We start from the raw sequence: 26,053 nt of genomic DNA on the forward strand, positions 1-26,053 counted from the left end.
CCATCCGCTAAGGTCCCCAAGTGTATACTAAGTTGAAAAAACGCGGTTTGATTGCTTAGACAGCTAGGATGTTGGCTTGGAAGCAGCCATTCATTTAAAGAGTGCGTAACAGCTCACTAGTCGAGCGATCGAGCATGGATAATAATCGGGCATAAGTATACCACCGAAGCGATGGATTTGTATGTAAATACGAGTGGTAGGGGAGCATTCCAAACTGGGCAGAAGGTGGACTGTGAGGTCTGCTGGACCGTTTGGAAAAGAAAATGTAGGCATAAGTAACGATAATGCGGGCGAGAAACCCGCACGCCGAAAAACCAAGGTTTCCTCAGCTATGCTAATCAGCTGAGGGTTAGTCAGGGCCTAACGCGAACCCGAAGGGGGCAGTGGATGGACAACAGGTTAATATTCCTGTACCTGCACATAGATAAAAGTGACGGAGGCGGAAAGTTGGTGCGTGCTGACGGAATAGCACGTTGAAGGGAGTGGCAACACCCCGATAGTACACTAAGGCTACGGCTGCGGTGATAATCCAGCGGACCGACTTCCAAGAAAAGCGATATGTGCAGCCTGTACCGCAAACCGACACAGGTGGTTGGGATGAGTATTCTAAGGCGCTCGAGAGATTCATGGCTAAGGAACTAGGCAAAATAGACCTGTAACTTCGGGAGAAAGGTCGCCCCGACGGTCAAACGTCGGGGCCGCAGTGAAAAGGTCCAGGCGACTGTTTATCAAAAACACAGGGCTCTGCTAAATCGAAAGATGATGTATAGGGCCTGACACCTGCCCGGTGCTGGAAGGTTAAGGGGAGATGTTACCCCGAGCAATCGGGGGAAGCATTGAACTGAAGCCCCAGTAAACGGCGGCCGTAACTATAACGGTCCTAAGGTAGCGAAATTCCTTGTCGGGTAAGTTCCGACCTGCACGAATGGTGTAACGATCTGGACACTGTCTCGGCCATGAGCTCGGTGAAATTGTAGTATCGGTGAAGATGCCGATTACCCGCTGTGGGACGAAAAGACCCCGTGCACCTTTACTATAGCTTCGTATTGACTTTGGATAAGTGATGTGTAGGATAGGTGGGAGACTTTGATCATGTATCGCCAGGTATGTGTGAGTCATTGTTGAAATACCACCCTTTACTTATTCGGAGCCTAACTTCTTTTTAGAAGGACAGTGCGTGGTGGGTAGTTTGACTGGGGTGGTCGCCTCCAAAAGAGTAACGGAGGCTTCTAAAGGTTCCCTCAGCACGCTTGGTAACCGTGCGTAGAGTGCAATGGCACAAGGGAGCTTGACTGAGAGACCTACAAGTCGATCAGGTACGAAAGTAGAGCATAGTGATCCGGTGGTTCCGCATGGAAGGGCCATCGCTCAAAGGATAAAAGGTACGCCGGGGATAACAGGCTGATCTCCCCAAGAGCTCACATCGACGGGGGGTTTGGCACCTCGATGTCGGCTCGTCACATCCTGGGGCTGGAGAAGGTCCCAAGGGTTGGGCTGTTCGCCCATTAAAGTGGCACGCGAGCTGGGTTCAGAACGTCGTGAGACAGTTCGGTCTCTATCTACAGTGGGCGTTAGAAATTTGAGTGGATCTGACTCTAGTACGAGAGGACCGAGTTGGACCAACCGCTGGTGTAGCTGTTGTCCCGCCAGGGGCATGGCAGCGTAGCTATGTTGGGAAGGGATAAGCGCTGAAAGCATATAAGCGCGAAACCCGCCACAAGATGAGATTTCTTTAAAGGGCCGTGGGAGACGACCACGTTGATAGGCTACAGGTGTAAAGGCAGTAATGTCACAGCCGAGTAGTACTAATAACCCGTAAGCTTATGTACAACAGTCCCCTTGCCTTTGCAAAGGGCAAGGGGGCGCAAACTCTTTTAAATTCTGTACGTTTTTTCTCAAATAGGTACTTTTCCAGTGTTTTTTTATCTCCATATGTTAACTTATTAAAGGCCCCACCTGACCTCCCCCAAGGGGAGGGACAAGGGGAACATTATCCCGCCCCCCTCCTTTGGAGGGGCCGGGGGAGGCTTTAAGATTTAAGGTGGTTATAGCGACGGGGCTCACCTCTTCCCATTCCGAACAGAGCAGTTAAGCCCGCCAGCGCCGATGGTACTACATCCTTGTGGGAGAGTAGGTCGCCGCCTTCTTTGCCTGCCAACGGCAGGTTTATACACAATCCCGACTTCCGGATGGAACGTCGGGATTTTTTTTTGCCCCTTCCCGAAAGTTACGGGGGCACACATGGTGCCCTTGGGCACGGCAACTGGCCACTATCTTTCCTATATCCAAAGGATTATTGAGTAATCCTAGTATATACAATACGGTTTTTAGAGTATTCTTAAAATCCTTTTCTTCTTCGAAATGGGATCGGGTAAAAATTAGTTAAGAATACGGTCATGCACTACTAAAGTGCGTTAATGAGGTAATCAGAAGGGAATCGTTCTAAATCTAAGCGATCTATAGGGTTATTTTTATTGTATATACAGATCAATTGTCTTGAAGCTTTTTTGTGTATAATTTCGAGTGTATATCATATGGTGCTTATCGAAGAGTTGCAAAAAAAAGAGTCCGACGCAAAACGCCGGACTCTCCCACACTTTAAAAATTAAATAAATTATTTAATCTCTTCTCGGCTTTCTATCGCCTCTATTATCTCTAGATCTATTATCCCTGTTTCCATCTCTTTCACGTGGTGGTCTTTCCTTATAACCTTCCGGTTTTGGTAAAATTGCTTTACGGGATACTTTTTCTTTTCTCGTTTTAGGGTCTATACCGAAATATTTAACCTCAAATACATCACCTAAGTTTACCACATCGGTAACATTGTCTGTACGTTCCCAAGCAAGTTCCGAGATATGTAATAAAACTTCGTTCCCCGGTGCTTCTGTATATTCTACAACGGCACCGAAATCTAGCATTTTAATTACTTTAACCTCGTACACTTCACCTTTTTCCGGCTTGAAAGTGATCGAGTCGATTTTGGCCAATACAGCTTCGATACCTTCGCTGCCAACTCCTAGAATTTCCACAATACCTTCCTCGGTAACAGGATCTTCATTGATAACAATTTCAGTATTTGTTTCTTTTTGAAGTTCTTGTATTACTTTTCCACCAGGACCAATTAAAGCACCTATAAATTCATTAGGAATACGTCTAGTAACCATTTTAGGTGAATGCTCTTTTACATCTTTGTTTGGAGCTGCAATGGTGTCTGTTAATTTTTCTAAGATATGTAAACGTCCTTCGCGAGCTTGTTTTAGTGCATTCACTAAAATCTCATAGCTCAAACCTTTTACCTTAATATCCATTTGGCAAGCAGTAATACCGTCTGCGGTACCTGTTACTTTAAAGTCCATATCTCCTAAATGATCTTCGTCACCTAAAATATCGGATAGAACTGCATATTTTCCAGAATCAGCGTCAGAAATTAATCCCATAGCGATACCAGAAACTGGTTTCTTTAATTGAACCCCAGCATCCATAAGGGCCATCGTTCCAGCACATACTGTAGCCATAGAAGAAGAACCGTTAGATTCCAACACCTCTGAAACCACACGAACCGTGTAAGGACAGTCGTCTGGAACCATACCTTTTAAAGCACGTTGAGCCAAATTCCCATGACCAACTTCACGACGGGAAGTACCACGAATTGGGCGTGCTTCCCCTGTTGAAAAAGGAGGGAAGTTGTAATGTAAATAGAAACGTTCTTCCCCTTCGAAAGATGGCATGTCTATTTGGTTGGCTTCCCGGCTGGTACCTAAGGTAACTGTAGCCAATGCTTGGGTTTCCCCACGTGTAAATATAGAAGATCCATGGGTGGATGGTAGGTAGTCTACTTCACACCAAATAGGTCTAATTTCATTTGTTTTACGGCCGTCTAATCTCAAACCTTCATTAAGCGTTAAATCTCTAACAGCTGCTTTTTCTGCTTTGCTGTAGTATTTGGATATTAGATCGCCAAATTCTTCTTGTTCCTCTTCAGAAAAGGAAGCAATTATTTCTTCTTTAATTTCTCCAAATGCGGCACCTCTTTCATGTTTTGAAGATCCAGCTTTTGCGACAGCATAAACTTTGTCGTAAGCCATTTTATGAACTTTTTCTTCTAAATCCTCATCTTCATTCTCAGGTTCGTATTCTCGAGTTTCTTTTTTACCAAACGCTTCAGCTAATTTTACTTGAGCAGCACATTGAACTTTAATGGCTTCGTGCGCAAACTTAATTGCCTCAGCCATTTCTTCTTCAGAAATCTCATCCATTTCACCCTCTACCATCATCACAGAATCTGCGGAAGCTCCAATCATCATATCGATGTCAGATTCCAATAACTGGGCTCTTGTTGGGTTGATGATAAATTCACCATTTACACGACCAACCCTTACTTCAGAAATAGCACATTCGAAAGGTAAGTCGGATAATTGAATAGCTGCAGATGCGGCTAATCCTGCCATGGCGTCTGGCATAACGTCTTCATCATGAGACATTAATTGAATCATCACCTGTGTTTCAGCGTGATAATCTTTTGGGAATAATGGACGTAATACACGGTCTACTAATCGCATGGTTAGTACTTCGCCGTCACTGGGTCTGGCTTCTCTTTTAAAGAACCCTCCAGGATATCTTCCGGCAGCGGCAAATTTTTCTCTGTAATCTACCGTTAATGGCAAAAAGTCTACATCAGATTGTTTGTAGTTGGAAACAACAGTACATAAAAGCATGCATTTTCCAGATTGTACCACAACACTTCCGTGTGCCTGTTTTGCTAGTTTCCCAGTTTCAAGAGTAATGGTTCTACCATCTCCCAAATCAATAATTTCTTGTTTTACTTCAGGAATCATAAAGTTTTTAATTTACCTGCAAATGCAGGGAGTTAAACAATGGGTTTCCGCGCATGGCGGAAGTAGTTGTGTTGTTGTTGCCCAATGAAAAACTATTAATTTTAAGCTTTTTTGTCCACCAAGTGGATCTGTATTTCAGAAACTTATAATGAAATAAGTAATTGATTTATTTATAAGTGCTAAAGGTAGTAATTATAGTTGTATCTGCGGTAAGAAATTAACTGTCAGATTGTTTTTAGGGGCGAGCCTTTTGGGAAGGGATGCTTAAAAACAAAAAAAAAGGGAGCAATTTGCTCCCTTATGTCTTACTTTCTTAATCCTAATTCTTTGATGATCGCACGATATCTTTCAATATCCTTCTTCTTCAAATAATCAAGTAGGCTTCTTCTTTTACCTACTAATCTAACTAGGGAACGCTCTGTGTTGAAATCTTTACGATTCTTTTTTAAGTGTCCTGTTAGGTGATCAATTCTGTGAGTGAACAATGCAATTTGTCCTTCTGCAGATCCGGTGTTGTTTTCGTCACCAGCATATTTTTTAAATATGTCTGCTTTTACTTCTTTAGCTAAATACATGCCAATATTATTTAAATGATTCTTATGTATTTGATAGGTTTTCTATCATCGGGCGCAAAGATAACAATTTTTTAGGATATTCTACGTTTTAGTACTATTATATTTGTACCCAATATAAACCTATTTATTAATAAATAAATTTAAATCTTATGAAATCAATTTGGAGAAATGCATTAATGATTTTAATACCCGCTACTACATTAATTGTTTCTTGTAATGATGATTCTAATAACGATGTAAACAACCCTCAAACGGAAGCCCTAAGTCCACAGGAGGTGAAAACAACCATGGAAGCTACTCAGCTTTCGGAAGATATTGATAATATCGTGAATGTGGTTTCCGGTTCTGGCTTGGAAGAAGGTGGCACAGCTAGCAAAAGTACGTTGGCCGCTAAAGGTTGGCTGCCAGAGTGTCTTACCGTTACTACCCAATCTACTAGCGATAGTTTTATGGCTACGTTAGATTTTGGTGAAGGTTGTGAAATGCCAGATGGTAAAATGTTGGCAGGGAAACTTATGATGAGTACCGCAAATAATGCCGACTCCACTTCTTTTATGAATAATTCTGAAGTAACTTTTGAAAACTTTATGGTAGATACTGTTACCGTAAACGGTACGAAATCTTTCGAAAATGTTTTTGAGGAAGGTCAAGATCCTAAGTCGATGGTTAACACCGATGTTACTTTTGCTTATCAAGACGAAACCACTTTGGATTATTCTTCGGAGCAGACCCGTGTTTGGGTGGAAGGTTATGACACCCAAGAATGGTTAAAAAGTGCTTTTGAAATTACTGGAACTGCCAGTTTAACAACACGTGATGGGGTAACCTATAACGCGGAAGCTACTACGCCATTGAGAGCGGAACTTTTTTGCTCATACTTGGTAAGTGGAGTTTTAAGAATTACCAGTGAAGACGCCATGGCCGATTTAGATTACGGTGATGGAGAATGTGATGACAAAGCCACTGTAACTGGACCTAATGGAAATTCAGTAGAAATAGTATTGGAGAAATAGTTTTTTCGATACTCTCAGAATATAAAAAATCCGTAAGGCGAAAGCTTTACGGATTTTTTTATAAATATGAACTACCAAAAGAGTTTACGCTCTAATAGGTTGGTTTTGTATGAGATCGATATATTGATTGATCTTGTTTTTTAAATCTCTTCTGTGGGTTATAAAATCTAAAAACCCGTGCTCCAGTAAAAATTCTGAAGTTTGGAAATTGTCTGGAAGATCTTTACCGGTAGCTTCTTTTACTACTCGAGGACCCGCAAAACCAATTAAAGCACCCGGTTCTGCAATATTTATATCCCCCAACATGGCATAAGATGCTGTAGTTCCCCCCGTTGTTGGATCGGTACATAAAGAAATATAAGGTATCCCAAGATCGGAAAGTTGCGCTAATTTGGCTGAAGTTTTAGCCAATTGCATTAAAGATAAGGCAGCTTCCATCATTCGGGCACCACCAGATTTGGAAATCATTAAAAATGGAATTTTCTTTTTAATGGAATAATCGATTGCCCTGGCTATTTTCTCACCAACAACACTTCCCATAGAACCACCAATAAATGCAAAATCCATGCTGGCGATTACAATATCTTTCCCTTTAGATTTTCCAACTGCCGTTCTAACCGCATCTTTTAGATTGGTTTTTTCTTGCGCTTGCTTTAATCTGTCAGAATATTTCTTGGTGTCAACAAAATTTAATGGGTCTTTAGATTCTAAGTTTGTATCTAACTCCTTAAACTTGTTATCATCGAATAAAATGGAGAAATATTCTTTACTACCAATTCGTACATGGTAATCGTCTTCTGGACTTACATAAAAGTTTTTAGCGAGTTCGTCGGTTTCTACAATTTTTCCCGTAGGGGATTTATACCAAAGTCCTTTAGGAGTGTCTTTTTTTTCTTCCGTAGAGGTTTGTATACCTTTTTCTTTTCTCTTGAACCAAGTCATATTCTTACTGTATTTAAAAGAACATCCTGAAGATTAAAGATAACCTTCAGGATGCATAATCAGTTTTTATAACGTATTTACATTATTAAGATCTTCAAAAGCCTTTTTAAGTCGGGTAACAAAAGTTTTTTCACCTTCTCTAACCCAAACTCTTGGATCGTAATGTTTTTTATTAGGGACATCTGCACCTTCTGGATTACCAATTTGAGATTTTAAGTAATCTGCCTTAGCATCCATATAATCTCTTATTCCTTCTAAATAAGCGTATTGAAGATCGGTATCGATATTCATTTTAATAACGCCGTAGCTAATTCCTTCCCTTATTTCTTCAACGGTAGAACCAGATCCTCCGTGGAAAACAAAATCGATGGAGTTATGCTCCAGTCCGTATTTTTCTGAAACGTACTCTTGAGAGTTTTTAAGAATTTTTGGAGTAAGCTTTACATTTCCAGGCTTGTAAACCCCATGTACATTTCCAAAAGCGGCAGCAATGGTAAATCTAGGAGAGATTTTAGAAAGCTCTTCGTAAGCATAAGCTACTTCTTCTGGTTGTGTATATAATTTTGAGTCGTCTACATCTGTATTATCAACTCCGTCTTCTTCACCACCTGTAATCCCTAATTCAATCTCTAAAGTCATATCCATTTTGCTCATGCGTGCAAGATATTCCTTACAGATTTCCATATTTTCTTCGATAGGTTCTTCCGAAAGGTCTATCATATGGGAGCTAAAAAGTGATTTTCCGTTTACTTTGTAGAACTCTTCACTGGCATCCAATAATCCATCGATCCAAGGCAATAGTTTTTTCGCACAATGATCGGTATGTAAAATTACAGGAACACCATATTTTTCTGCCAAGGCATGAACGTGCTTAGCGCCTGCAACTGCTCCCGCAATGGCCGCTTGTTGATTTTCATTGGAAAGTCCTTTTCCAGCATTAAACTGTGCGCCACCATTAGAAAACTGAATGATTACTGGAGCATTTAATTCTGCAGCGGTTTCTAAAACAGCGTTTATACTGCTGCTTCCAATTACGTTTACTGCAGGAAGTGCAAATCCTTTCTCTTTGGCATAGTTAAAGATATTTTGTACTTCATCTCCTGTGGCTACACCTGGTTTAATGTTATGACTCATAAAATTTAAGTTTCAAATTTATATTTAGTTGTTTTATATAATGCGTTTGCAAAAATAATAAATTTAGCTCGCTTAAAAAGGATAATTAATACCAATATTGTATACTGCGTTGCCAAAATTATAATCGGTGAACCACCTGTTCCCTTTTTCGTAAGACGGATCGTAGGTTTTAAAACCAATATCGAATCGCAGTACAAAGAAATTAAAATCGTACCGTAATCCAAATCCAGTTCCCAATGCCAATTCTTTCAGAGAGCTCAAGTCCTCAAAAACGGCTTCTTCCTCTTCCACATCATCCAGGAAATTCCAGATGTTACCAGCATCTGCAAACAAAGCGCCTTTAAAATCGCCTATTAGGTTAAATCTGTATTCTAGATTGAAGGCTATTTTTAAGTTTGCTTCGTTAAAATCGTTTACATCATCGGTTCTACCCGGACCCAAAGAGTAAGGTTGCCACGCCCTGTTATCGTTAGATCCTCCCGCAAAATAACTACGTATAAAAGGAATGTCGTCTGCATTTCCGTAAGGGATAGCAACCCCGAGAAAGCTTCTAAATGCGAGTACATCTTTTTTAGAAAGACGCCAATATTTAATATAATCCAATTCGGTTTTTACGTATTGCGAATATTGTACACCAAAAATGAGATTGTCGCCATCTTCGTTTTGCTCAAAATCCACCAAAGGTGCCAAAGCAGAAAGCAAATTTCCTGCAAGTTCTATTTTTCCTCTAAACTGAAAAAAATTGTTGTCATTAAAATTTCTTCTGTTGTTTTTAAAATATGTATAGTTCGTGGCAAATATTAAATTGTTGGAGGTTAGTCGCTCTTCACGGTTTTCCAAGCGGGAGACTTCATTAAAATCATCGGTGGAAGTGGAGATATTACCATCCAACACATCGTTGGTGAAGCCGGTAGTTCCTTCTGGGATTATTAAATTTCCATTGTCGTCATAATAATCTGGGTTGGCTTCTGGTTGGTAAGTGTTCGCAATATCGTTGAGATCTTCATAGCTATTATCATACACATTGTAATAGCGGTCGATATTTAAGTTCTTTACGTACTGTATATTTAAAAGCTCGAAGATATTTTTACGTTTGGTGGTAGGGCTCCAAGAATAACGTAAAACACCGTTAAACGTTTGCTTGTCTAAACCAATATTTTTTTGAAAAATGGTACCCACAGAAAACCGTGTCTGTGGCGCCATATATTTTGGTATAAATCCATTGGTGTTAAAAGGCAATAGAATCCTTGGAAAATTTAAACCGATGTCGCCACCAAATTCAGCCAAATTAAAAAAGCTGCTGCTCGTATTTTTAAAATCTGCAGAAGAGCCAATACTTCCCCTTAAAGCCAGATCCAGCGTTTCTGCCCCCCGGAAAATATTTCTACTCACCACCGAGGTGCTAAAGGCAATACCAATATCCTGAATATTTGAGTGCAATACATCAGAACTGAAGCCAAGTGAGAAACGCGGTCGAGGTGCCAAGTATACATTTGTATTCAACTGGTTGTCTGTGCTGTCTGCATATTGGTAGGTAATGTTGGGGTATTTAAAAATCTTAAGGTTGGTAATTTGTTTAGCTGTAAGTGCCCTTTCAGATTCTTTGTAAACATCACCTGGCAAAATAGCTATTACATCTGTTAAGGCATTCGGGCGGTATTTTAATTTGTCTTTGTAATATATTTTATAGCCATCGTATTCAATAAACTGTAGGGAGTCGGGATTTTGATTGAAGGAGTAATCAGCGTAAATATTAACATCTTTTATCCTGTGAACCTTGTATTCCTGTATGGGCAGGGAATCTTCATCTTCTTCGGAAATGCTTTCTATGGAAACCGTCACGGGCATTTTAAAATCTTCTCCCGATGTGGTGTCTCTTACAATATCGAAACTGATGGCATTGGGTTGGAATTTATAAATTCCCGAATTGATAAATAGACTGTTTAAACGATCTTTTTCAGCTTGAAAATTATCGAGATCGAATTGTTGGTTCTCCTTAATTATAGAAAAAGGCTTGTATTTTCTATAAATAGAGTCGATGTCTCTTGAAGAAATAACCGAATTTATAGAGTCTATGTAGTAAGCATTACCACGTTTTACGCGGTAAACCATTTCTGCTTTCTTTTCATCTTGATCGGTGGTGTCAATCTCGAAGGATACACTATTGTTAAAATAGCCTTTGGTATCGTAATACTGTTTTATACGATCTGCTGAAGCTTTGGACTTTACGGGATCTATAATGGTAGGGGCTTCCCCAGTGTTCATCAACCAATTATTGAAATTTATTTTATAGTCGGCAACTTGAACCAATTGCTTTTTGGAAATCATCCTTTCAAAAAAATTAATATCCTTTAAAGAAGAATCCAATTTTGCTACAAAAAAAGAATCGGGTTTGGGCCTGGCGAGGTTGTAGAGCGCCAAACGACCAATATTATTGGGTCTTTGGGTGATAAGCCCTTGAATTTTATCATCTTTAATTTTCGCACTGTCTACAAAAATAACGTTCTTGGTAAGAAGTAATTCCCCTTCTTTTACCCTTTTTGTGGCATTGCAGGAGCATATAAATAGTATTACAAAAAATAATACTGTTATTTTTACAAAAAAATGTCTCAAGGGGGTGCTAAATTAATTTTAACGTCAAAAATACATTATTTGAATGGTTAGCAAAAGCGAAATAAAACTTATAACGAGCTTGCATCAAAAAAAGTACCGAATGAAGCATGGTCTTTTTATGGCTGAAGGGGTTAAAGTGGTGGAAGAGTTACTTAGATCGGACTTTAAGCTTTACAAAATATACGCTACAGAAGAAAATTTAATGGAAGTTGATAGTAGTAAAGTAACCACGGTCTCCGAAGGTATCCTGAAAAAAATGAGCAGTTTAAAAACACCCAGTACTGTTTTAGCCGTTTTTTATATAAAACCGCCTAAGAAGGTTGCCGAAAGCAAATTGGTATTGGCTTTAGATGACATTAGGGATCCCGGAAATTTAGGAACTATTATCCGGCTTTGCGATTGGTTTGGAATTAATTCTTTAGTGTGCAGCAATAACACGGTAGATTGCTACAATCCTAAAGTAGTGCAGGCCACCATGGGTTCGTTAACTAGGGTTAATATAGTTTATACCGATCTAAAAGCTTTTTTGGTAGATTCTACCTTACCAAAATATGCAGCTACTAAGGATGGAAGCGATGTTTACAGTAGTACGTTGCCCAAAGAGGCTATATTGGTGATGGGTAATGAGGCCAATGGCTTGTCGGAAGAAATTCTTTCCGTTATAAAAAATACTGTAAGTATACCGCGCTTTGGAGCCATTCAAGCCACGGAAAGTTTAAATGTTGCCACGGCAACAGCCATTCTTTTGAGCGAGTTTAAACGTAGGTAATCCAAAAAGATGTGCTAGCTGGAATACGGTTATTCAAAAGTAAAATTAATAAAGACTGCCCGGGAATACATTCCGTCAATATTCGAAGTCCACGGACTGTTCGGGTTGTTGTCTTGCACTAATTCATCCGATAAGGCAAAAACGCCTCTAATGGAAGGTGAAAATTTAAAATAGTACAAGTAGAAATCTATTCCGAAGCCAACTTCATAATAATAGGTGTTTTTCTTCATTCTAAAAGTTCCCGTGCTATTATCTTCGGCATTGTCTTGATTACTGCTTAAATTTAATGATGTTGAAACACCCCCAACAACATAAGGTTTAAAATTCCCCAGGCGTTTGGTGCTTGCTTTGAGCAAAAGCGGAACGTGTATGTAGGTGGATTTTACTTCCCTTAAATAATCGCGCTCATCTGAAAATCCTGGAAAACCTAAATCACGTTGGGTGTAGTAAAGGCCCGGTTCCAGACGAATGTCGAAATAATCGTTGATACGAAGCTCCCCGATGAGCCCCACATTAAATCCTAAATTTTTAGCTGTTAAAACATCTGTTTTATTTTGGGAAGGGTCGTATTCATTATAATCAAACTTAAAACCGTATTGATTGAATCCCAAGAAATATCCCCAATTTAGACGTTTTTTATCTTCGTTTTCCAAGTTTAAAATAGGATCCTCTTTAAACTGAGAAAAAAGCGTCTGGGAGCAAGACAGCAAAAACATTGCTAAAAAGAATATTTTTTTCATTTTACAGGTTAAGTTAGTCAAGGTTATTTTATTTATATGCTTCATAGATGGTAGCCACTCCAAAAGTTTGTGGCCTATCCTGTACATTAGTAAACCCAATTTTACGCAAAATATTGTTGAAATCTTCACCAAAAGGAAAAACTGAAGCAGATTTCGATAAATAAGCATAAGCGGAACGGTCTTTGGAAAATAATTTTCCAATAAGCGGCATAATTGCTCTGGTGTAAATATTGTAACCTTGTTTATAAGGAGGCTTGGTAGGTACAGAAGTTTCCAAAACCACAAAAACCCCATCTTTTTTTAGCACTCTTAAAATTTCTGAAAGTCCTTTTTCGAGGTTTTCGAAATTACGAACACCAAAAGCTACGGTAATGGCATCAAAAGAATTGTCTTCAAAAGGGAGGGCTTCACTATCGCCAATGACCATTTCGATTTTATCGTTAAGTTTTTTTTGAGAAATCTTTTCTTTACCCACTTCAAGCATTCCCGGGGAAATGTCGAGTCCTATAATTTTTTCGGCAGTTGTTTTCAAGGCCATGTTAATAGCCAGGTCCCCAGTTCCGGTAGCAATATCCAAAACGTTTTTTGGTTTGGTATTGTTTACCATGGCCACCACTTTTTCCCTCCACTTAACATCTATGCCAAAAGAAATTACCCTGTTGAGACCATCGTATTTCCCAGAAATGGTGTCAAACATTTGGGTTACCTGTTCTTTTTTCCCTAATTCTGAGTTTTCATAAGGGGTTATTTTCTTCTCCATCTGCAAAATTTTGGTAAATATACTACTTAGATTTTATCTAGTCGAGTCAAATTTTATAAAGGCTTGATAATCTTCATATGTAATTATATTTACTCTATATTTGTATCTTAAAAGTCTACAAATAGTCAATGAAAATAATTATTGCAGGAGCTGGAGAAGTAGGTTTTCATTTAGCAAAACTCTTGTCTTACGAATCACAAGATATAACGCTAATTGATAATGATAGGGATAGCTTAAACCATGCAGACACACATTTAGATATAAAAGTTTTAAAAGGGGATGCTACCTCGGTTTCAGTTTTAAAGGAAGCCCGTGTAGATACCTCCGATTTGGTTATTGGGGTCACGGCTTCAGAAACCACTAACCTTACTTTGTGTTTGCTGGCAAAACAATTGGGCTGCAAGCGTACCATTGCCCGTATTTCAAATACGGAATTCATTCACAACAAAGAGGAAATTCAATTTGATAAACTGGGGATAGATGAGCTAATTTCACCTGAAAAGTTGGCTTCGGAAGAGATTCAGTTACTTTTGGATCAATCTGCTTTTAACGATAGCTACGAGTTTGAAGATGGTGCACTTATTATGGTGGGGACCTCTTTGCAACGAACCGCCCCTTTTATCGGTAAATCGGTACAGGAAGCGGCAAATATTTTTCCTGAATTACATTTTGTACCCATTGCCATACAGCGTTTTGGAACGCAGTATACATTGATTCCCCGTGGAGATACCGTTTTTAAGGAAGGCGACCAAGCCTATTTTGTAACCTTAAAAGAGGGGGTGGACGAATTGTATAAACTCACCGGAAAGACCAGGGAAGAGATTAAAAATGTGATGATTCTGGGGGGTAGTAAGATTGGATATAAAACGGCACGCGATCTTTGCAGTAGCAAATTTCGGGTGAAACTTATAGAAAAGGATAAAAGTAAGGCCTTCGATTTAGCTGATGAGTTACCAAATGCCTTGATTATAAATGGAGATGGTAGAAATGTAGATCTTCTCGAAGAGGAAGATATTAATGAGATGGATGCATTTATTGCGGTTACAGGAAATTCTGAAACTAACATCATGTCCTGTCTAATGGCAAAATCCAAGAATATTAAAAAAACCATTGCCTTGGTTGAGAATATGGATTACTTTCAACTTTCTCAATCTATTGGAATAGACACTCTTATTAACAAAAAGCTTTTAGCTGCAAACAATATCTTTAGGCATATAAGAAAAGGGGAAGTGGTGGCGCTTACTAAGCTTAACAATCTCAATGCCGAAATGTTGGAGTTTATTGTAAAGCCAACGTCTGCCGTTACCGGAAAAATTATCAAGGATCTCGATTTTCCAAGGTCTGCAATAATCGGCGGGGTTATTAGAAATGGAGAAGGAGTAATTGCTTTAGGGGATTTCGAGATTAAAGCGGGGGATAGAGTGGTTGTATGTTGCTTGCCAAGATCTATTTCACGGGTAGAAAAGCTGTTTCTATGATTTTATCCAAAAGGCTGAACACAAAAATCATTTTTCATTTTATGGGACTGCTGTTGCTCTGCAATGGTGGATTTATGATTTTGTCTGCTGTAATTAGTGGTTTGTACCGGGACGGAGCTACCATGGAAATTAGTTTTGCCGGAATGACGACCGTTCTGCTGGGTATACTTTTAATGTATACCACCAAAAACCATAAAAAGGAAATTAAAAAACGCGAAGGGTATATGATTGTAACCTTCGGATGGGTTTTTATGACCCTTTCTGGGATGTTACCTTATTTATTTACCGGAGCAATCCCATCTGTTACCAATGCTTTTTTTGAAACGATGAGTGGTTATACCACAACCGGTGCCTCAATTTTAAATGACATAGAAGTGCTTCCCAAAGGAATTTTATTTTGGCGGAGTACCACACACTGGATAGGAGGAATGGGGATAATTGTATTAGCAATTGCCATCTTGCCTTTGCTGGGAATAGGGGGGATGCAGCTATTTGCTGCGGAAGCACCTGGGCCCAGTGCAGATAAACTTCACCCTAGGATTACGGATACTGCTAAACGGCTGTGGTTTATTTATGTGGGTTACACGGTAGCAGAAATACTTTTGCTTAAAATTGCTGGAATGGATTTATTCGATGCCATGAACCATGCCATGGCTACCCTTTCTACAGGAGGGTTCTCCACAAAAAACGCGAGTCTTGCCTATTGGAACGACAATCCTTTTATACAATACATTGTAATTTTCTTTATGTTCGTAGCAGGGGCAAATTTTGTGCTGAGCTACTTTGCATTCAAAGGGAAAGTTCAAAAAATTATTAATGATTACGAGTTTAGATTTTATGGCCTCTTGGTTGTTTGCGTTACTATAGTGGCGGCATTGGTGATTTATTTTAAGGCCAATGTTCCCATCAGCGAATACCACCCGATGGTATTGGGGGAGTGGGAAAGTGCTTTTAGGCACGCCCTGTTTCAAGTGGTTTCCGTAATTACTACTACTGGATTTGTGACTGCCGATTTTACCAGCTGGACACCTTTTCTTACCATCGTTTTTTTCGGGTTAATGTTTGTGGGAGGCTCTGCCGGATCTACGGCCGGCGGTGTAAAAGTGGTTAGGCATTTGCTAATGATCAAGAATGGGATTTTAGAATTTAAACGAACTTTGCACCCAAGCGCTATTATCCCTGTGCGGTATAACGGTAAAACTGTTCCCGAAAATATTATTTACAACATTCTAGGGTTTTTTATTATCTATATGTTGTTATTTATTACGGGAGCGGTAGTTTTAGGCTTTTTAGGTTTAGATTTTGAGTCGGCTATCGGGGGTTCGGCATCTTCGCTGGGAAATATTGGTCCGGCGCTAGGATCCCTTCATCCACTCACAAATTTCGATTCGTTACCGATTCTTGGTAAATGGTGGTGTTCTTTTTTAATGCTTTTAGGAAGATTGGAGCTTTTTACTGTTTTAATACTGTTTTCGCCTTTCTTTTGGAAGCGCACTTAATAGCAATTGGATACGGAAAATTATAAAAAGGGGATTTTTCCCCTTACACAACCCAAAGAGATTTTTCATCTTTGAAGTAATCAATGTCGTTCTAGATATTGGTTAATTTGAGGGAAATTAAGTTAAAAAAAATGCGAAGTGAAAACTTCGCATTTTTTGATTTTATTGGTAGATTTTTCCCTTGTCTTAAGAAAGAACTTCTTTTATTCTTTTAATAGCTTCTTTTAATTCAGCTTCCGAAGCCGCATAAGATATTCTTATACAGTTAGGGTTTCCAAAAGCTTCGCCTGTTACGGTTGCTACATTTGCTTCCTCCAACAGCAACAATGAAAAGTCTGAAGCATTTTCAATTTTCTTTCCTTTAATAGTCTTTCCGAAGAAACTGGAAATATTTGGAAAAACGTAAAAAGCTCCTTCTGGAACGTTCAACTGAAAGCCATCAATCTCACCGAGCAATCCAAGAACAAGGTCTCTTCTCTCATGAAATTTATCAATCATAAATTTAATTTTTTCCACAGGGGCTTCCAGAGCCGTTATGGTAGCCCTTTGCGCAATACAATTAGCACCGCTGGTAATTTGACCTTGCATCTTATTGCAGGCTCTAGCAATCCATTCTGGAGCACCTATGTATCCAATTCTCCAACCTGTCATGGCAAATGCTTTAGAAACACCATTTACGGTTACTGTTCTATCGTACATCCCTTCAATTGTAGCAATACTGGTATGGCCTTCCCCAAAATTGATATGCTCGTAAATTTCGTCGGATACAATAATAATATTAGGGTGTTTTCTAAGAACAGCAGCCAACGACTCCAATTCTTCTTTGCTATAAACAGATCCACTTGGGTTGCAAGGAGAGCTGTACCAAATCATCTTTGTTTTTGGGGTGATAGCCGCTTCCAATTGTTCGGCTGTCATTTTAAAATCATTTTCAATAGAAGTTTGTACTTCTACCGGAACACCTTCTGCAATTTTTACAATATCAGAGTAACTTACCCAATACGGAGCAGGTAAAATAACTTCGTCTCCAGGGTTTATTACCGCTAGGGCAACATTAGCCAAAGACTGTTTTGCGCCTGTAGATACAACAATTTGGTTGGGAGTATAAGTTAAACCGTTATCTCTTTTAAATTTATTGATAACTGCTTGCTTTAAATCGGCATAACCATCTACGGGAGAGTAGCTGTTGTAATTTTGGTCGATAGCCTCTTTTGCGGCATCTTTAATGAAATCTGGTGTGTTAAAATCGGGTTCTCCTAAACTTAAGCCTATAATATCTTTCCCTTCGGCTCTTAATTCTCTTGCTTTAGCTGCCATGGCAAGCGTTGCAGAAGTTGCCATGTTTAAAACTCTTTCCGATAATTGTTGTGTCATAAATTGAAAATGTGTTTAATTGTAAACATAGTTAGGTTTTTCACCTAATGCTTTTAAGTGTTTAAAATGCGAAATTATAGCTTTTCTCGTAGTTTCATACTCGTAATACGGTAAATTAAACTCATTCGCAGTTTCTCTAACAATTTTAGCAATATTTGTGTAATGAATATGGCTGATATTTGGAAAAATATGATGTTCAACTTGGTGATTTAAACCGCCAGTAAACCAATTTACAATTCTGTTTTTTGTAGAGAAATTTGTGGTGGTAAACAGCTGATGTATGGCCCAGGTGTTTTTTACGGTTCCTGTTTGGTCTGGTAAAACGGTATTCGCATCTTCAACAATATGCGCTAATTGAAATACCATGCTCAAAATAAGGCCAGCAGTATAATGCATCACAAAAAAGCCTATTAAAACCTTCCACCAGGCTACATCTACAAAAAACAAGGGAATAACAATCCAAATGGTCACGTAGATTAATTTGGTAATTATCAATACACTCCATTCCTTAGTTGGATTCGGGAATTTACCGTAAGAAAGTTTTCTTTTCAAATACTTTCTCATTTGTTTAAAATCGGTTGTAATAGCCCAATTTATGGTTAGAAGTCCATATAAAAATATAGAATAAAAATGTTGAAATTTGTGGAAACGTCTCCATTTGGAATGTTCACTAAACCTAATAATTCTTCCAGCATCCAAATCTTCATCATGTCCAGGGATATTAGTATAAGTATGGTGAAGTACGTTATGTTGTACTTTCCAATTGTAAACATTCCCCGCAAGGATGTACATACTGCCACCCATTATTTGGTTGATCCATTTTTTTGAAGAGTAAGAGCCGTGATTACCATCGTGCATTACATTCATTCCAACCCCGGCCATACCAACACCAATCACCACTGTTAAAAGCAATTGTAACCATTGGTTCATGTTGATGGTTAAAATAAGAAAATATGGTGTTAGGAAAATGGCAAACATAACCGCCGTTTTAAGATAGAGTTTCCAATTCCCTGTTTTTTTAATTTTATTCTCTTTAAAGTAATCGTTAACCCTAGAGTTAAGGGTTTTAAAGAATTTTGCCGGATCTTTCCGGGAAAATCGAATCGTTTTAGTCGTTTTCATAAGTTCTAATCATTGAAATTCCAACCACATTGAATTTTGAGGAATTGTAAGTAGACAAAAATATAAATAATTAAATCTATAACGTTGTAAAAAGTTTAAAAGTACAGGTTTAAATGTCTATTTTTGTCAAAATTTTAAGAAAGCATGTCAGTCGCCCTTATTGAAAAATATTTTCCCACCCTCACAGAACATCAAAAAAAACAATTTTCCCAACTGGGAGAGTTGTATAAAGATTGGAATAGTAAGATTAATGTGATCAGTAGAAAAGATATCGATGAGCTGTACACAAGACACGTGCTTCATTCTTTGGGGATTGCAAAAGTACAGCCTTTTAAACCAGGATCTGCTATTTTGGATGTTGGGACGGGAGGTGGTTTTCCGGGAATTCCTTTAGCAATCTTATTCCCTGAGTCCAATTTTTATTTAATTGATGCTATTGGTAAAAAAATAAAAGTGGTGAATGAAGTAGCAACATCACTTAACCTTAAAAACGTTACGGCAGAGCAAGTAAGGGCGGAAAAGGTAAAACAGAAATTTGATTTTATTGTAAGCCGAGCAGTTACCAACATGCCAGATTTTGTAAAATGGGTAAAGGGTAAAGTTAAAAAGGACTCTAAGCACGAGCTGAAAAATGGAATCCTATATTTAAAAGGAGGAGACCTATCGGAAGAGTTGGCCGTATATAAAACAGCTCAACTTTTCGATCTCACATCTATTTTTGAAGAAGACTTTTTCGAAACTAAAAAAGTTGTTTATCTGCCCTTAAAATACACAGGTAAATAGGGTTATATTTTAAGCATCGAATTGTAAGTATAGCGCCAACTGCTAAGAAAATGTTTTAAATAAGACATTTTCTCCGATACAAAGGCACGTTTACTTTTCTTATTCCTCAATTTATTCTCAAACTTCTGAATCTTCTCTAGTAAAGCTTCTTTATTTCGCGCAATAAATACACGCTCTATTTCTGTTTTAGTGCTATTGGTATCGCTGGAAGTATCAATTATGGAATATTTAATACTTAAAATACATCTGTTATTTTCTTCTTTCATCATCATTGTCTTTATCAGATTTCTTTCAAATATACTAAAATTTACATTAAATATACAATTACATAACATTAAGTTAACATTGAAAAGTGGTTTTTGAGGCGTAAAGCTTAGTGTAGCTGCAAAAAAAAAGCCTTTGAAAATGAAGTCTCAAAGGCTTTGGATATTAGAATTTACAGGAAATTACTCCCCTAAAAATGGATATCTATAATCAGTAGGACTTACAAAAGTCTCCTTGATCAATCGTGGAGATACCCAACGAAGTAAGTTTTGAGCAGAACCGGCTTTATCATTAGTTCCGGAATTTCTTGCTCCACCAAATGGTTGTTGCCCAACAACAGCTCCTGTTGGCTTGTCGTTAATATAGAAGTTACCCGCACAATTCTGTAATGCCTTGGTAGCTTCATCTATAGTATATCTATCAGCAGAAAAAACAGCTCCTGTTAATCCGTATTCTGATGTGCCATCTACAAGCTTTAACGTTTCGCTCCATTTTTCATCTTCATAGATATAAACGGTAACCACAGGTCCAAACAATTCTGTAGTCATTGTTTTGTATTTAGGGTCGGTGGTAACGATAACCGTTGGGTTAACAAAGTAACCTTTGGACTTATCGTAAGTTCCGCCGCAAAATATTTCAGCTTCTTTGTCTTCTTTTGCTTGGTCGATGTAGCTCGCCAATTTATCGAAAGAACCTTCATGGATCACTGCAGTGATAAAGTTTTCCATATTGTTTGGAGGTCCAATTTTAAACGACTCTACATCTTCTTTTACGAAATCCAAAATTTCATTGGCAATCGATTTTGGAAGGTAAATACGGGAAGCCGCACTACATTTTTGACCCTGAAACTCGAATGCACCCCTTGTAATGGCCGTAGCTACCTGTTTTGGGTTGGAAGAAGGGTGAGCGATTATAAAATCTTTACCACCTGTTTCCCCCACAATTCTAGGATAGGTTTTATAGATATTAATGTTATCTCCAATTTTCTTCCAAATACCTTTAAATACCTTGGTAGAACCTGTAAAGTGAATACCGGCAAAGTCTGGGCTAGCAAGCACAGTATCGGTAATCATTTCTGGGTCTCCATAAACAACGTTAATAACGCCATCCGGAAGTCCTGCTTCTTTAAAAATATCTACAATTACCTTAGCGGAATAAATTTGACTGTCGCTAGGTTTCCAAACCACAACATTCCCCATTAATGCTGCGCTGCTAGGTAAGTTCCCTGCTATAGCCGTAAAGTTGAATGGTGTTACAGCATATACAAATCCTTCCAAAGGTCTGTATTCAACACGGTTCCAAATACCCTCGTCGGACTCTGGCTGGTCGTCATAGATTTTAGACATGTACTCAATATTAAACTTTAAGAAGTCTATGAGTTCGCATGCCGAATCGATTTCAGCTTGGTGGATATTTTTAGATTGTGCCATCATCGTAGCAGCATTTATCTTATCCCTGTAAGGCCCAGCGATTAAATCGGCAGCTTTTAAAAATACTGCTGCGCGCTGTTCCCATGTTAAATTAGCCCATTTTTCCCTAGCTTCTAGATTGCTGGCAATGGCTTTTTCAATATGAGATTTTTCTGCTAAATGATACTCACCTATTATGTGTTTGTGGTCGTGTGGAGGCGATAGAGGCTTTGTATTGCCTGTTTTAATCTCCTCACTTCCTATGTAAAGCGGAATTTCAACTTTACTGTTGTAAAATTCGTCATACTGTTTTAATACTGTTTCTCTTTCTTTAGAACCAGGTGCGTAAGATCTCACTGGCTCGTTTATTGCCGTAGGAACATGAAAAAAACCTTTCCCCATACTAATTTTATTTTTTCATTAATAATTCTTTCAAAGATACTAAATGAAAAAAGGTTTAAAAAGTAAAATCATGTTAAAGGTTGCCCTCTTAGTTTAAGGCAAAAGGCGCGTGAAATTTAAAGGTTGGTATCATTACCCGAAACCTTCTTGTGGAAGTGAAATTAACCATATTGAAATGCCCTCTCATTGCTCCAATAGGTGAAGTTAAAAGGCATCCAGAGGAATAGGTGTGCGATTCTCCAGGTTTTAAAACCGGCTTTTTCCCTATAACACCTTCGCCATCCACAATTTCAATATCATTTAAAGAATCGAAAATTTGCCAATGTCTGGAAGTTAATTGAACCGAATCTTTACTTTGGTTTTCTATGGTTATTCGGTAACCAAACGCAAAATGAATCTTGTAGTTCTTGAGGAAAGTGCCCTCAAAACTAGTTTTAACAGAAATCTTAATGCCTTTGGTAATTTGTGTAATCATAAATTTAATAGGTGAAAATGCCAATAGCAATAACCAAAATAGTCGATACGATAGCTAAAATAAGGAAAATACTGTTAACATAGATAAATTTAACAATTGTTTTCCATCTGTTCTCCTTGTAAAACCCTCTCATTGATTTATATAGATAAATAAAGAAGGCAACGATGGCCACTAAATGAAGGTCTATTTTAAATAACCATTTAGCTATAAGAACACAAATTAATAGGAGTGTAAAAAACGTTTGTGTATGAAAGCTGAAGATTAAATGATCGATATAATGATATTTTTTAAAGGAATAGATGAGCCAGATAAATATTGAAAATACAGGGAGATAGAAAAAGATAATGAATGGAAGTTTTGCAATTAAACTCGCTGCAAAAAGATGCGGATTTATATAGATTCGGTAAGAGTTTTTTGCTAAGTTGAAAGCCACATGATTCTCTATGGATGGTTCTATCCCTAATTTTTCAACTGCTTCTTTGTAATTTTTGTATTTGTCCAACTGAAAATCTTCATAGAAATATTCTGTTTTATCGGTAAATCTGTTGATGAGCAATTTGTTATCTGCTTTCTCAAAGAATTCTCTTGGAGAATTTAAAGTATTTACATCTCTTGTCGGTTGATATTTTAAAATTAAAGAGTCAACTACTATTTTGTCCTCTGAAGAAATGCCTGTTCGGTTTAATTTGAGCAAAATATTTTCAATGTATACGCTATCATTGGCCAAACCCTGGGCTACAGAATTTTCGTTCCCCAATTCGCTTCCGTAGCTAACCATCAAAAAATAAAGTATGGTGACACTTAGAAAAAAGCGAAACGGATTGGTGTAAGTGGCTCTTTTTCCCTTAACATATTCCGTAGTAATCCTTCCTGGTCTTAAAACTAGGGCAGTTAAGGTTTTTCGCAGTTTGGAATCGTAAGAAAATAAACTGGAAAAAAATTCTTCCAGCATATCAAAAATGGTTGGCTTTTTGGTGCTATTGAGTTGTCCGCAATATGGGCAATATACATCCGTTTTATCAAGAGGTAATTCACAATTAAGGCACTTAGTGCCGCGATATTTTTTGGATGTACGATCGCTTTTAATCATAAGTTGGTCGCTTAGTTGGAAATGTTTACCGAAGATGTACTTCCCACACCAATGACGCTATCGTAATTTTCGCCAAATTCCCGGTAATAAACTAGGATAGTGTAGTTATTTTCCGTCTCCCAATGGCTCCCGCTAATAAAATTTAGGTCGATAGTGCCATCTTCTCTAAGCTTCACAAATTTATAATTATAAAAACCTTGTTTTAAAAGAATGGCCGCATCTAAAGTTTTTGTTTTTGAATTGAGCTTCAGTAAATTCTCTTCCGTTAAAGCATAATTGTTAAATTTTCCGTAGACATATATTTTATCGAGACCAATGGTATTGTCGTATTCCAAACTAAATCTTATAAATGAATAATCTGCTTCCCGATTCGGGTTTTGATCGGTTCCGTCGATGGTACGAATGTAAAAATCCCCATTAATATCTGGATTATAAGTGTATTCATCATTTTTTCTAATTCGGTTGGTGAATAGGTAATGGTTGTATCTGTTAGTAAGATTTACCCTTGCTACGCTATTGTTTGAAACCCTTATTTCTTTGGTGTCAAACCAAAAATATTCGTTCCCACCCTCAAAAGACGTTTCTTTATTGTATTTATAAATAAGTTGCCTTCCAGATATAAATTGGGGTTTTATTCCCATAATCATTCTGTCGAAATTGCTGTTTTGCATAATGGCAACCTTGACTTCCTGCTGGGGGTTTACAAGTTCATAATCGGGTGCATTGATTACAAATTCCAATCGCTGCATCTTGCTAATGTTATTAAAATCCCTCGAGGTTTTTGGGGTGATGCCTACAGAAACGGCATCTTTGTAAATTATGAATCTTCGGGAAAAAATGACTTTGCCAGCGTTGTCGGTAATTTTTAAAATATAGTTTCCTGTAACTCTAAAGTTGGTCTGCTGGTTGGGTAGGGTTAAAGTGTAGTTGGTGTATGGTTGAATAGTGGCAAGGGAATTTTCGTATGTTATGATACGCTGATCGTCGATGCCCTGTAAAAATTGGGATTTTAAAAGTATGGAAGGTGTCCAGTCGTAATTACAGTGTTCAATGCTGTAGTAATAATCTTTTTCATCGGCATACAGATCGTCGAAGGTAAGGGTGAATTTTTCGCCTCTTCGGACGATGGGAAATTGATCTCCTTCATTGGAAGATTTAAATACTACCGATTTAATATTTTCAGGAGGATTTATCTCTTTCTGAATTTGCGAAAAACAGAGATTCCCAATAAAAAAAACGACAGCGAAAACCTTGTAGTTTAGTTTCATTTATCAAAAAAATTTGCGCTAAAGATAATCAAAATACACAACGGCTGTGTAAGACGGGAATTGTATTTAAAAATATAGGTTTTTATTGTGTGAACTCTTTTTTAATTATTAAATTTGCACGAATTTTTGAGTTAACTAATTTCATTAGATAGATAGCATGTCAAACGACATTAAGATTAGAAAAGGCTTAGATATTAAGCTAAAAGGTGAAGCAGAAAAACTAGTTTCTGATGCGCCAAGATCTAAAAACTTCGCTATTAAGCCTACCGATTTTCATGGGGTAACACCTAAAATGACAATCAAGGAAGGTGAGTCTGTAAAAGCCGGAGATATTATTTTTTATTCAAAGTACAGCGATCAAGTGAAGTTTGCTTCACCAGTGAGTGGTACTTTAAAAGAGATAAGGCGAGGTGCCAAGCGAAGAATTTTAGAAGTTGTTATTGAAGCTGATTCAGCCGATACTTACAAAGAATTTGGTAAAAAAGATGTAGGTGCTATGTCTGCAGATGAGGTAAAGCAACATTTGCTGGAAAGCGGATGCTGGCCTTTTATAAAGCAGCGCCCTTACGATATAGTAGCCAATCCTGAAGATGCGCCAAAAGCAATCTTTATTTCTGGACTTGCAACTGCGCCACTGGCAGCAGATGTTGAATTTTTACTTGGGAAAAGAAAGGAAGAATTTCAGTTGGGTATCGATGCAATTTCGAAACTAACTGAAGGAAAAACGCATCTTTCAGTAGATAAAAGTTCAGCTTCTTTCTTTAATGATGTAAAAGGATTTCAGTTGCACAAAGTATCTGGGCCGCATCCGGCAGGAAATGTAGGGGTGCAAATCCATCATATCGACCCTATCAATTCTGGGGAGCGTGTGTGGGTTGTAAACCCGGAAGATGTTGCAATTATCGGTTCTTTCTTTAAAACCGGGAAGCTCGATCTTACACGTACAGTTGCCGTAGTGGGTACAGAAGCACCAAAAGCGCAGTACTACAGGTTTAAAATAGGATCTAATGTAAAAGATATATTAGGGCAGTTGCCAGCGAATGTTAGGATTATTAGTGGCGATGTTCTTACAGGGGACAAAGTGGCTAACGATGGTTATGTTGGTTTTTACCACAACACTATCTCTTTAATTCCAGAAGGTAATGATTATAGAATGTTTGGTTGGTTGCCTTTTAAAGACAACAACATACCAAGTATGTCCCGTACTTCACTTTCTTGGTTGTTTCCAAATAAAAGGTATAAAGTAGATACCAATTTAAATGGAGAAGAGCGTGCTTTGGTAGTAACTGGAGAGATGGAAAAAGTAATGCCTATGGATATTTATCCAATGCAGTTGTTAAAAGAATGTATGGCATCTAATATAGAGAAGATGGAGAATTTAGGGATTTACGAAGTAGCCCCCGAAGATTTTGCATTGGTAGATTATGTAAACACATCGAAGTTGGAAGCGCAAGCTATTATACGAGAAGCTTTGGATGTGATGATAAAAGAAGTTGGTTAATAAAACC

The 26,053-nt window shown here is 38.1% G+C and carries 20 protein-coding genes and 2 rRNA genes (1 of these 22 only partly in view); 8 read left to right on the forward strand and 14 right to left on the reverse strand.

Annotation, left to right across the window (positions count from 1 at the left end; all coding sequences use genetic code 11):
* Together HX109_RS09885 and rrf are read left to right on the forward strand one after the other, a co-directional pair.
* Positions 1-1,829 (forward strand): 23S ribosomal RNA (locus HX109_RS09885) (it extends 1,025 nt beyond the left edge of the window).
* 208 nt (positions 1,830-2,037) lie between these two features.
* Positions 2,038-2,147, forward strand: a 5S ribosomal RNA gene (gene rrf / locus HX109_RS09890).
* A gap of 471 nt (positions 2,148-2,618) precedes the next feature.
* Here the strand turns inward: rrf and HX109_RS09895 are convergent.
* Together HX109_RS09895 and rpsO are read right to left on the reverse strand one after the other, a co-directional pair.
* Complete coding sequence (locus HX109_RS09895; RefSeq protein ID WP_178951543.1) at positions 2,619-4,835, reverse strand: polyribonucleotide nucleotidyltransferase; 2,217 nt, start codon at positions 4,833-4,835, stop codon at positions 2,619-2,621.
* 305 nt (positions 4,836-5,140) lie between these two features.
* Positions 5,141-5,410: a 30S ribosomal protein S15 gene (gene rpsO, locus HX109_RS09900; protein WP_178951544.1), complete on the reverse strand. Its 270-nt coding sequence runs from the start codon at positions 5,408-5,410 to the stop codon at positions 5,141-5,143.
* Positions 5,411-5,559: 149 nt separating this feature from the next.
* Between rpsO and HX109_RS09905 the strand changes: the two genes are divergently transcribed.
* Complete coding sequence (locus HX109_RS09905; protein WP_178951546.1) at positions 5,560-6,423, forward strand: hypothetical protein; 864 nt, start codon at positions 5,560-5,562, stop codon at positions 6,421-6,423.
* A gap of 84 nt (positions 6,424-6,507) precedes the next feature.
* On the opposite strand, the gene accD is transcribed toward HX109_RS09905, so the two are convergent.
* From accD to HX109_RS09920, 3 genes are all read right to left on the reverse strand, one after another.
* Positions 6,508-7,365, reverse strand: coding sequence for an acetyl-CoA carboxylase, carboxyltransferase subunit beta (gene accD, locus HX109_RS09910; protein WP_178951548.1), 858 nt, complete (start codon positions 7,363-7,365; stop codon positions 6,508-6,510).
* A 66-nt stretch (positions 7,366-7,431) separates the two neighbouring features.
* On the reverse strand, positions 7,432-8,499 hold the full coding sequence (gene fbaA, locus HX109_RS09915; protein WP_178951550.1) for a class II fructose-bisphosphate aldolase: 1,068 nt from the start codon (positions 8,497-8,499) through the stop codon (positions 7,432-7,434).
* Positions 8,500-8,571: 72 nt separating this feature from the next.
* Positions 8,572-11,112 (reverse strand): BamA/TamA family outer membrane protein, encoded by a 2,541-nt coding sequence (locus tag HX109_RS09920; RefSeq protein ID WP_178951552.1) that lies wholly within the window; start codon positions 11,110-11,112, stop codon positions 8,572-8,574.
* A 43-nt stretch (positions 11,113-11,155) separates the two neighbouring features.
* Here HX109_RS09920 and HX109_RS09925 point away from each other — a divergent pair, with 43 nt between their 5' ends.
* Complete coding sequence (locus tag HX109_RS09925; RefSeq protein WP_178951553.1) at positions 11,156-11,881, forward strand: TrmH family RNA methyltransferase; 726 nt, start codon at positions 11,156-11,158, stop codon at positions 11,879-11,881.
* Between the two features lie 29 nt (positions 11,882-11,910).
* Here the strand turns inward: HX109_RS09925 and HX109_RS09930 are convergent, their stop codons facing one another.
* Entirely contained in the window at positions 11,911-12,621 is a 711-nt protein-coding gene (locus HX109_RS09930; protein WP_178951555.1) for a porin family protein, read from the reverse strand.
* Positions 12,622-12,649: 28 nt separating this feature from the next.
* Positions 12,650-13,381, reverse strand: a complete 732-nt coding sequence (ubiE, locus tag HX109_RS09935) for a bifunctional demethylmenaquinone methyltransferase/2-methoxy-6-polyprenyl-1,4-benzoquinol methylase UbiE (RefSeq protein WP_178951557.1) — start codon at positions 13,379-13,381, stop codon at positions 12,650-12,652.
* Between the two features lie 128 nt (positions 13,382-13,509).
* On the opposite strand from ubiE, the gene trkA reads away from it, so the two are divergent.
* Both trkA and HX109_RS09945 read left to right on the forward strand, forming a co-directional pair.
* Positions 13,510-14,859, forward strand: a complete 1,350-nt coding sequence (trkA, locus tag HX109_RS09940) for a Trk system potassium transporter TrkA (protein WP_178951559.1) — start codon at positions 13,510-13,512, stop codon at positions 14,857-14,859.
* Positions 14,856-16,358, forward strand: coding sequence for a TrkH family potassium uptake protein (locus HX109_RS09945; RefSeq protein WP_255462666.1), 1,503 nt, complete (start codon positions 14,856-14,858; stop codon positions 16,356-16,358). The genes trkA and HX109_RS09945 overlap by 4 nt, the downstream gene beginning before the upstream one ends.
* A gap of 186 nt (positions 16,359-16,544) precedes the next feature.
* On the opposite strand, the gene HX109_RS09950 is transcribed toward HX109_RS09945, so the two are convergent.
* Together HX109_RS09950 and HX109_RS09955 are read right to left on the reverse strand one after the other, a co-directional pair.
* A complete protein-coding gene (locus HX109_RS09950) occupies positions 16,545-17,732 on the reverse strand; it encodes a pyridoxal phosphate-dependent aminotransferase (RefSeq protein ID WP_178951560.1) in 1,188 nt (395 codons plus the stop codon).
* 15 nt (positions 17,733-17,747) lie between these two features.
* Entirely contained in the window at positions 17,748-18,854 is a 1,107-nt protein-coding gene (locus HX109_RS09955) for a fatty acid desaturase family protein (RefSeq protein ID WP_178951562.1), read from the reverse strand.
* 144 nt (positions 18,855-18,998) lie between these two features.
* Between HX109_RS09955 and rsmG the strand changes: the two genes are divergently transcribed.
* Positions 18,999-19,637 (forward strand): 16S rRNA (guanine(527)-N(7))-methyltransferase RsmG, encoded by a 639-nt coding sequence (gene rsmG / locus HX109_RS09960; protein WP_178951564.1) that lies wholly within the window; start codon positions 18,999-19,001, stop codon positions 19,635-19,637.
* Positions 19,638-19,639: 2 nt separating this feature from the next.
* Here the strand turns inward: rsmG and HX109_RS09965 are convergent, their stop codons facing one another.
* The 5 genes from HX109_RS09965 to HX109_RS09985 all read right to left on the reverse strand — a co-directional run bounded on the left by HX109_RS09965 (position 19,640) and on the right by HX109_RS09985 (position 24,545).
* The gene (locus HX109_RS09965; RefSeq protein WP_178951566.1) at positions 19,640-19,909 is read right to left on the reverse strand and encodes a hypothetical protein; all 270 of its coding nucleotides are present in this window, start codon (positions 19,907-19,909) and stop codon (positions 19,640-19,642) included.
* A gap of 174 nt (positions 19,910-20,083) precedes the next feature.
* Positions 20,084-21,712 carry an L-glutamate gamma-semialdehyde dehydrogenase gene (gene pruA / locus HX109_RS09970; RefSeq protein ID WP_178951568.1) on the reverse strand — a complete coding sequence of 543 codons (1,629 nt, stop codon included), beginning with the start codon at positions 21,710-21,712 and terminating at the stop codon, positions 20,084-20,086.
* Positions 21,713-21,800: 88 nt separating this feature from the next.
* Positions 21,801-22,187 (reverse strand): Co2+/Mg2+ efflux protein ApaG, encoded by a 387-nt coding sequence (gene apaG / locus HX109_RS09975; RefSeq protein ID WP_178951569.1) that lies wholly within the window; start codon positions 22,185-22,187, stop codon positions 21,801-21,803.
* A 4-nt stretch (positions 22,188-22,191) separates the two neighbouring features.
* Positions 22,192-23,277 carry a DUF3667 domain-containing protein gene (locus tag HX109_RS09980; RefSeq protein ID WP_178951571.1) on the reverse strand — a complete coding sequence of 362 codons (1,086 nt, stop codon included), beginning with the start codon at positions 23,275-23,277 and terminating at the stop codon, positions 22,192-22,194.
* A gap of 11 nt (positions 23,278-23,288) precedes the next feature.
* Positions 23,289-24,545, reverse strand: a complete 1,257-nt coding sequence (locus tag HX109_RS09985; RefSeq protein ID WP_178951573.1) for a DUF5103 domain-containing protein — start codon at positions 24,543-24,545, stop codon at positions 23,289-23,291.
* Positions 24,546-24,702: 157 nt separating this feature from the next.
* On the opposite strand from HX109_RS09985, the gene HX109_RS09990 reads away from it, so the two are divergent.
* Positions 24,703-26,046 (forward strand): Na(+)-translocating NADH-quinone reductase subunit A, encoded by a 1,344-nt coding sequence (locus HX109_RS09990; RefSeq protein WP_178951575.1) that lies wholly within the window; start codon positions 24,703-24,705, stop codon positions 26,044-26,046.
* Positions 26,047-26,053 lie beyond the last annotated feature (7 nt).

The sequence above is a fragment of the Galbibacter sp. BG1 genome (assembly GCF_013391805.1).
Classification (GTDB): domain Bacteria; phylum Bacteroidota; class Bacteroidia; order Flavobacteriales; family Flavobacteriaceae; genus Galbibacter.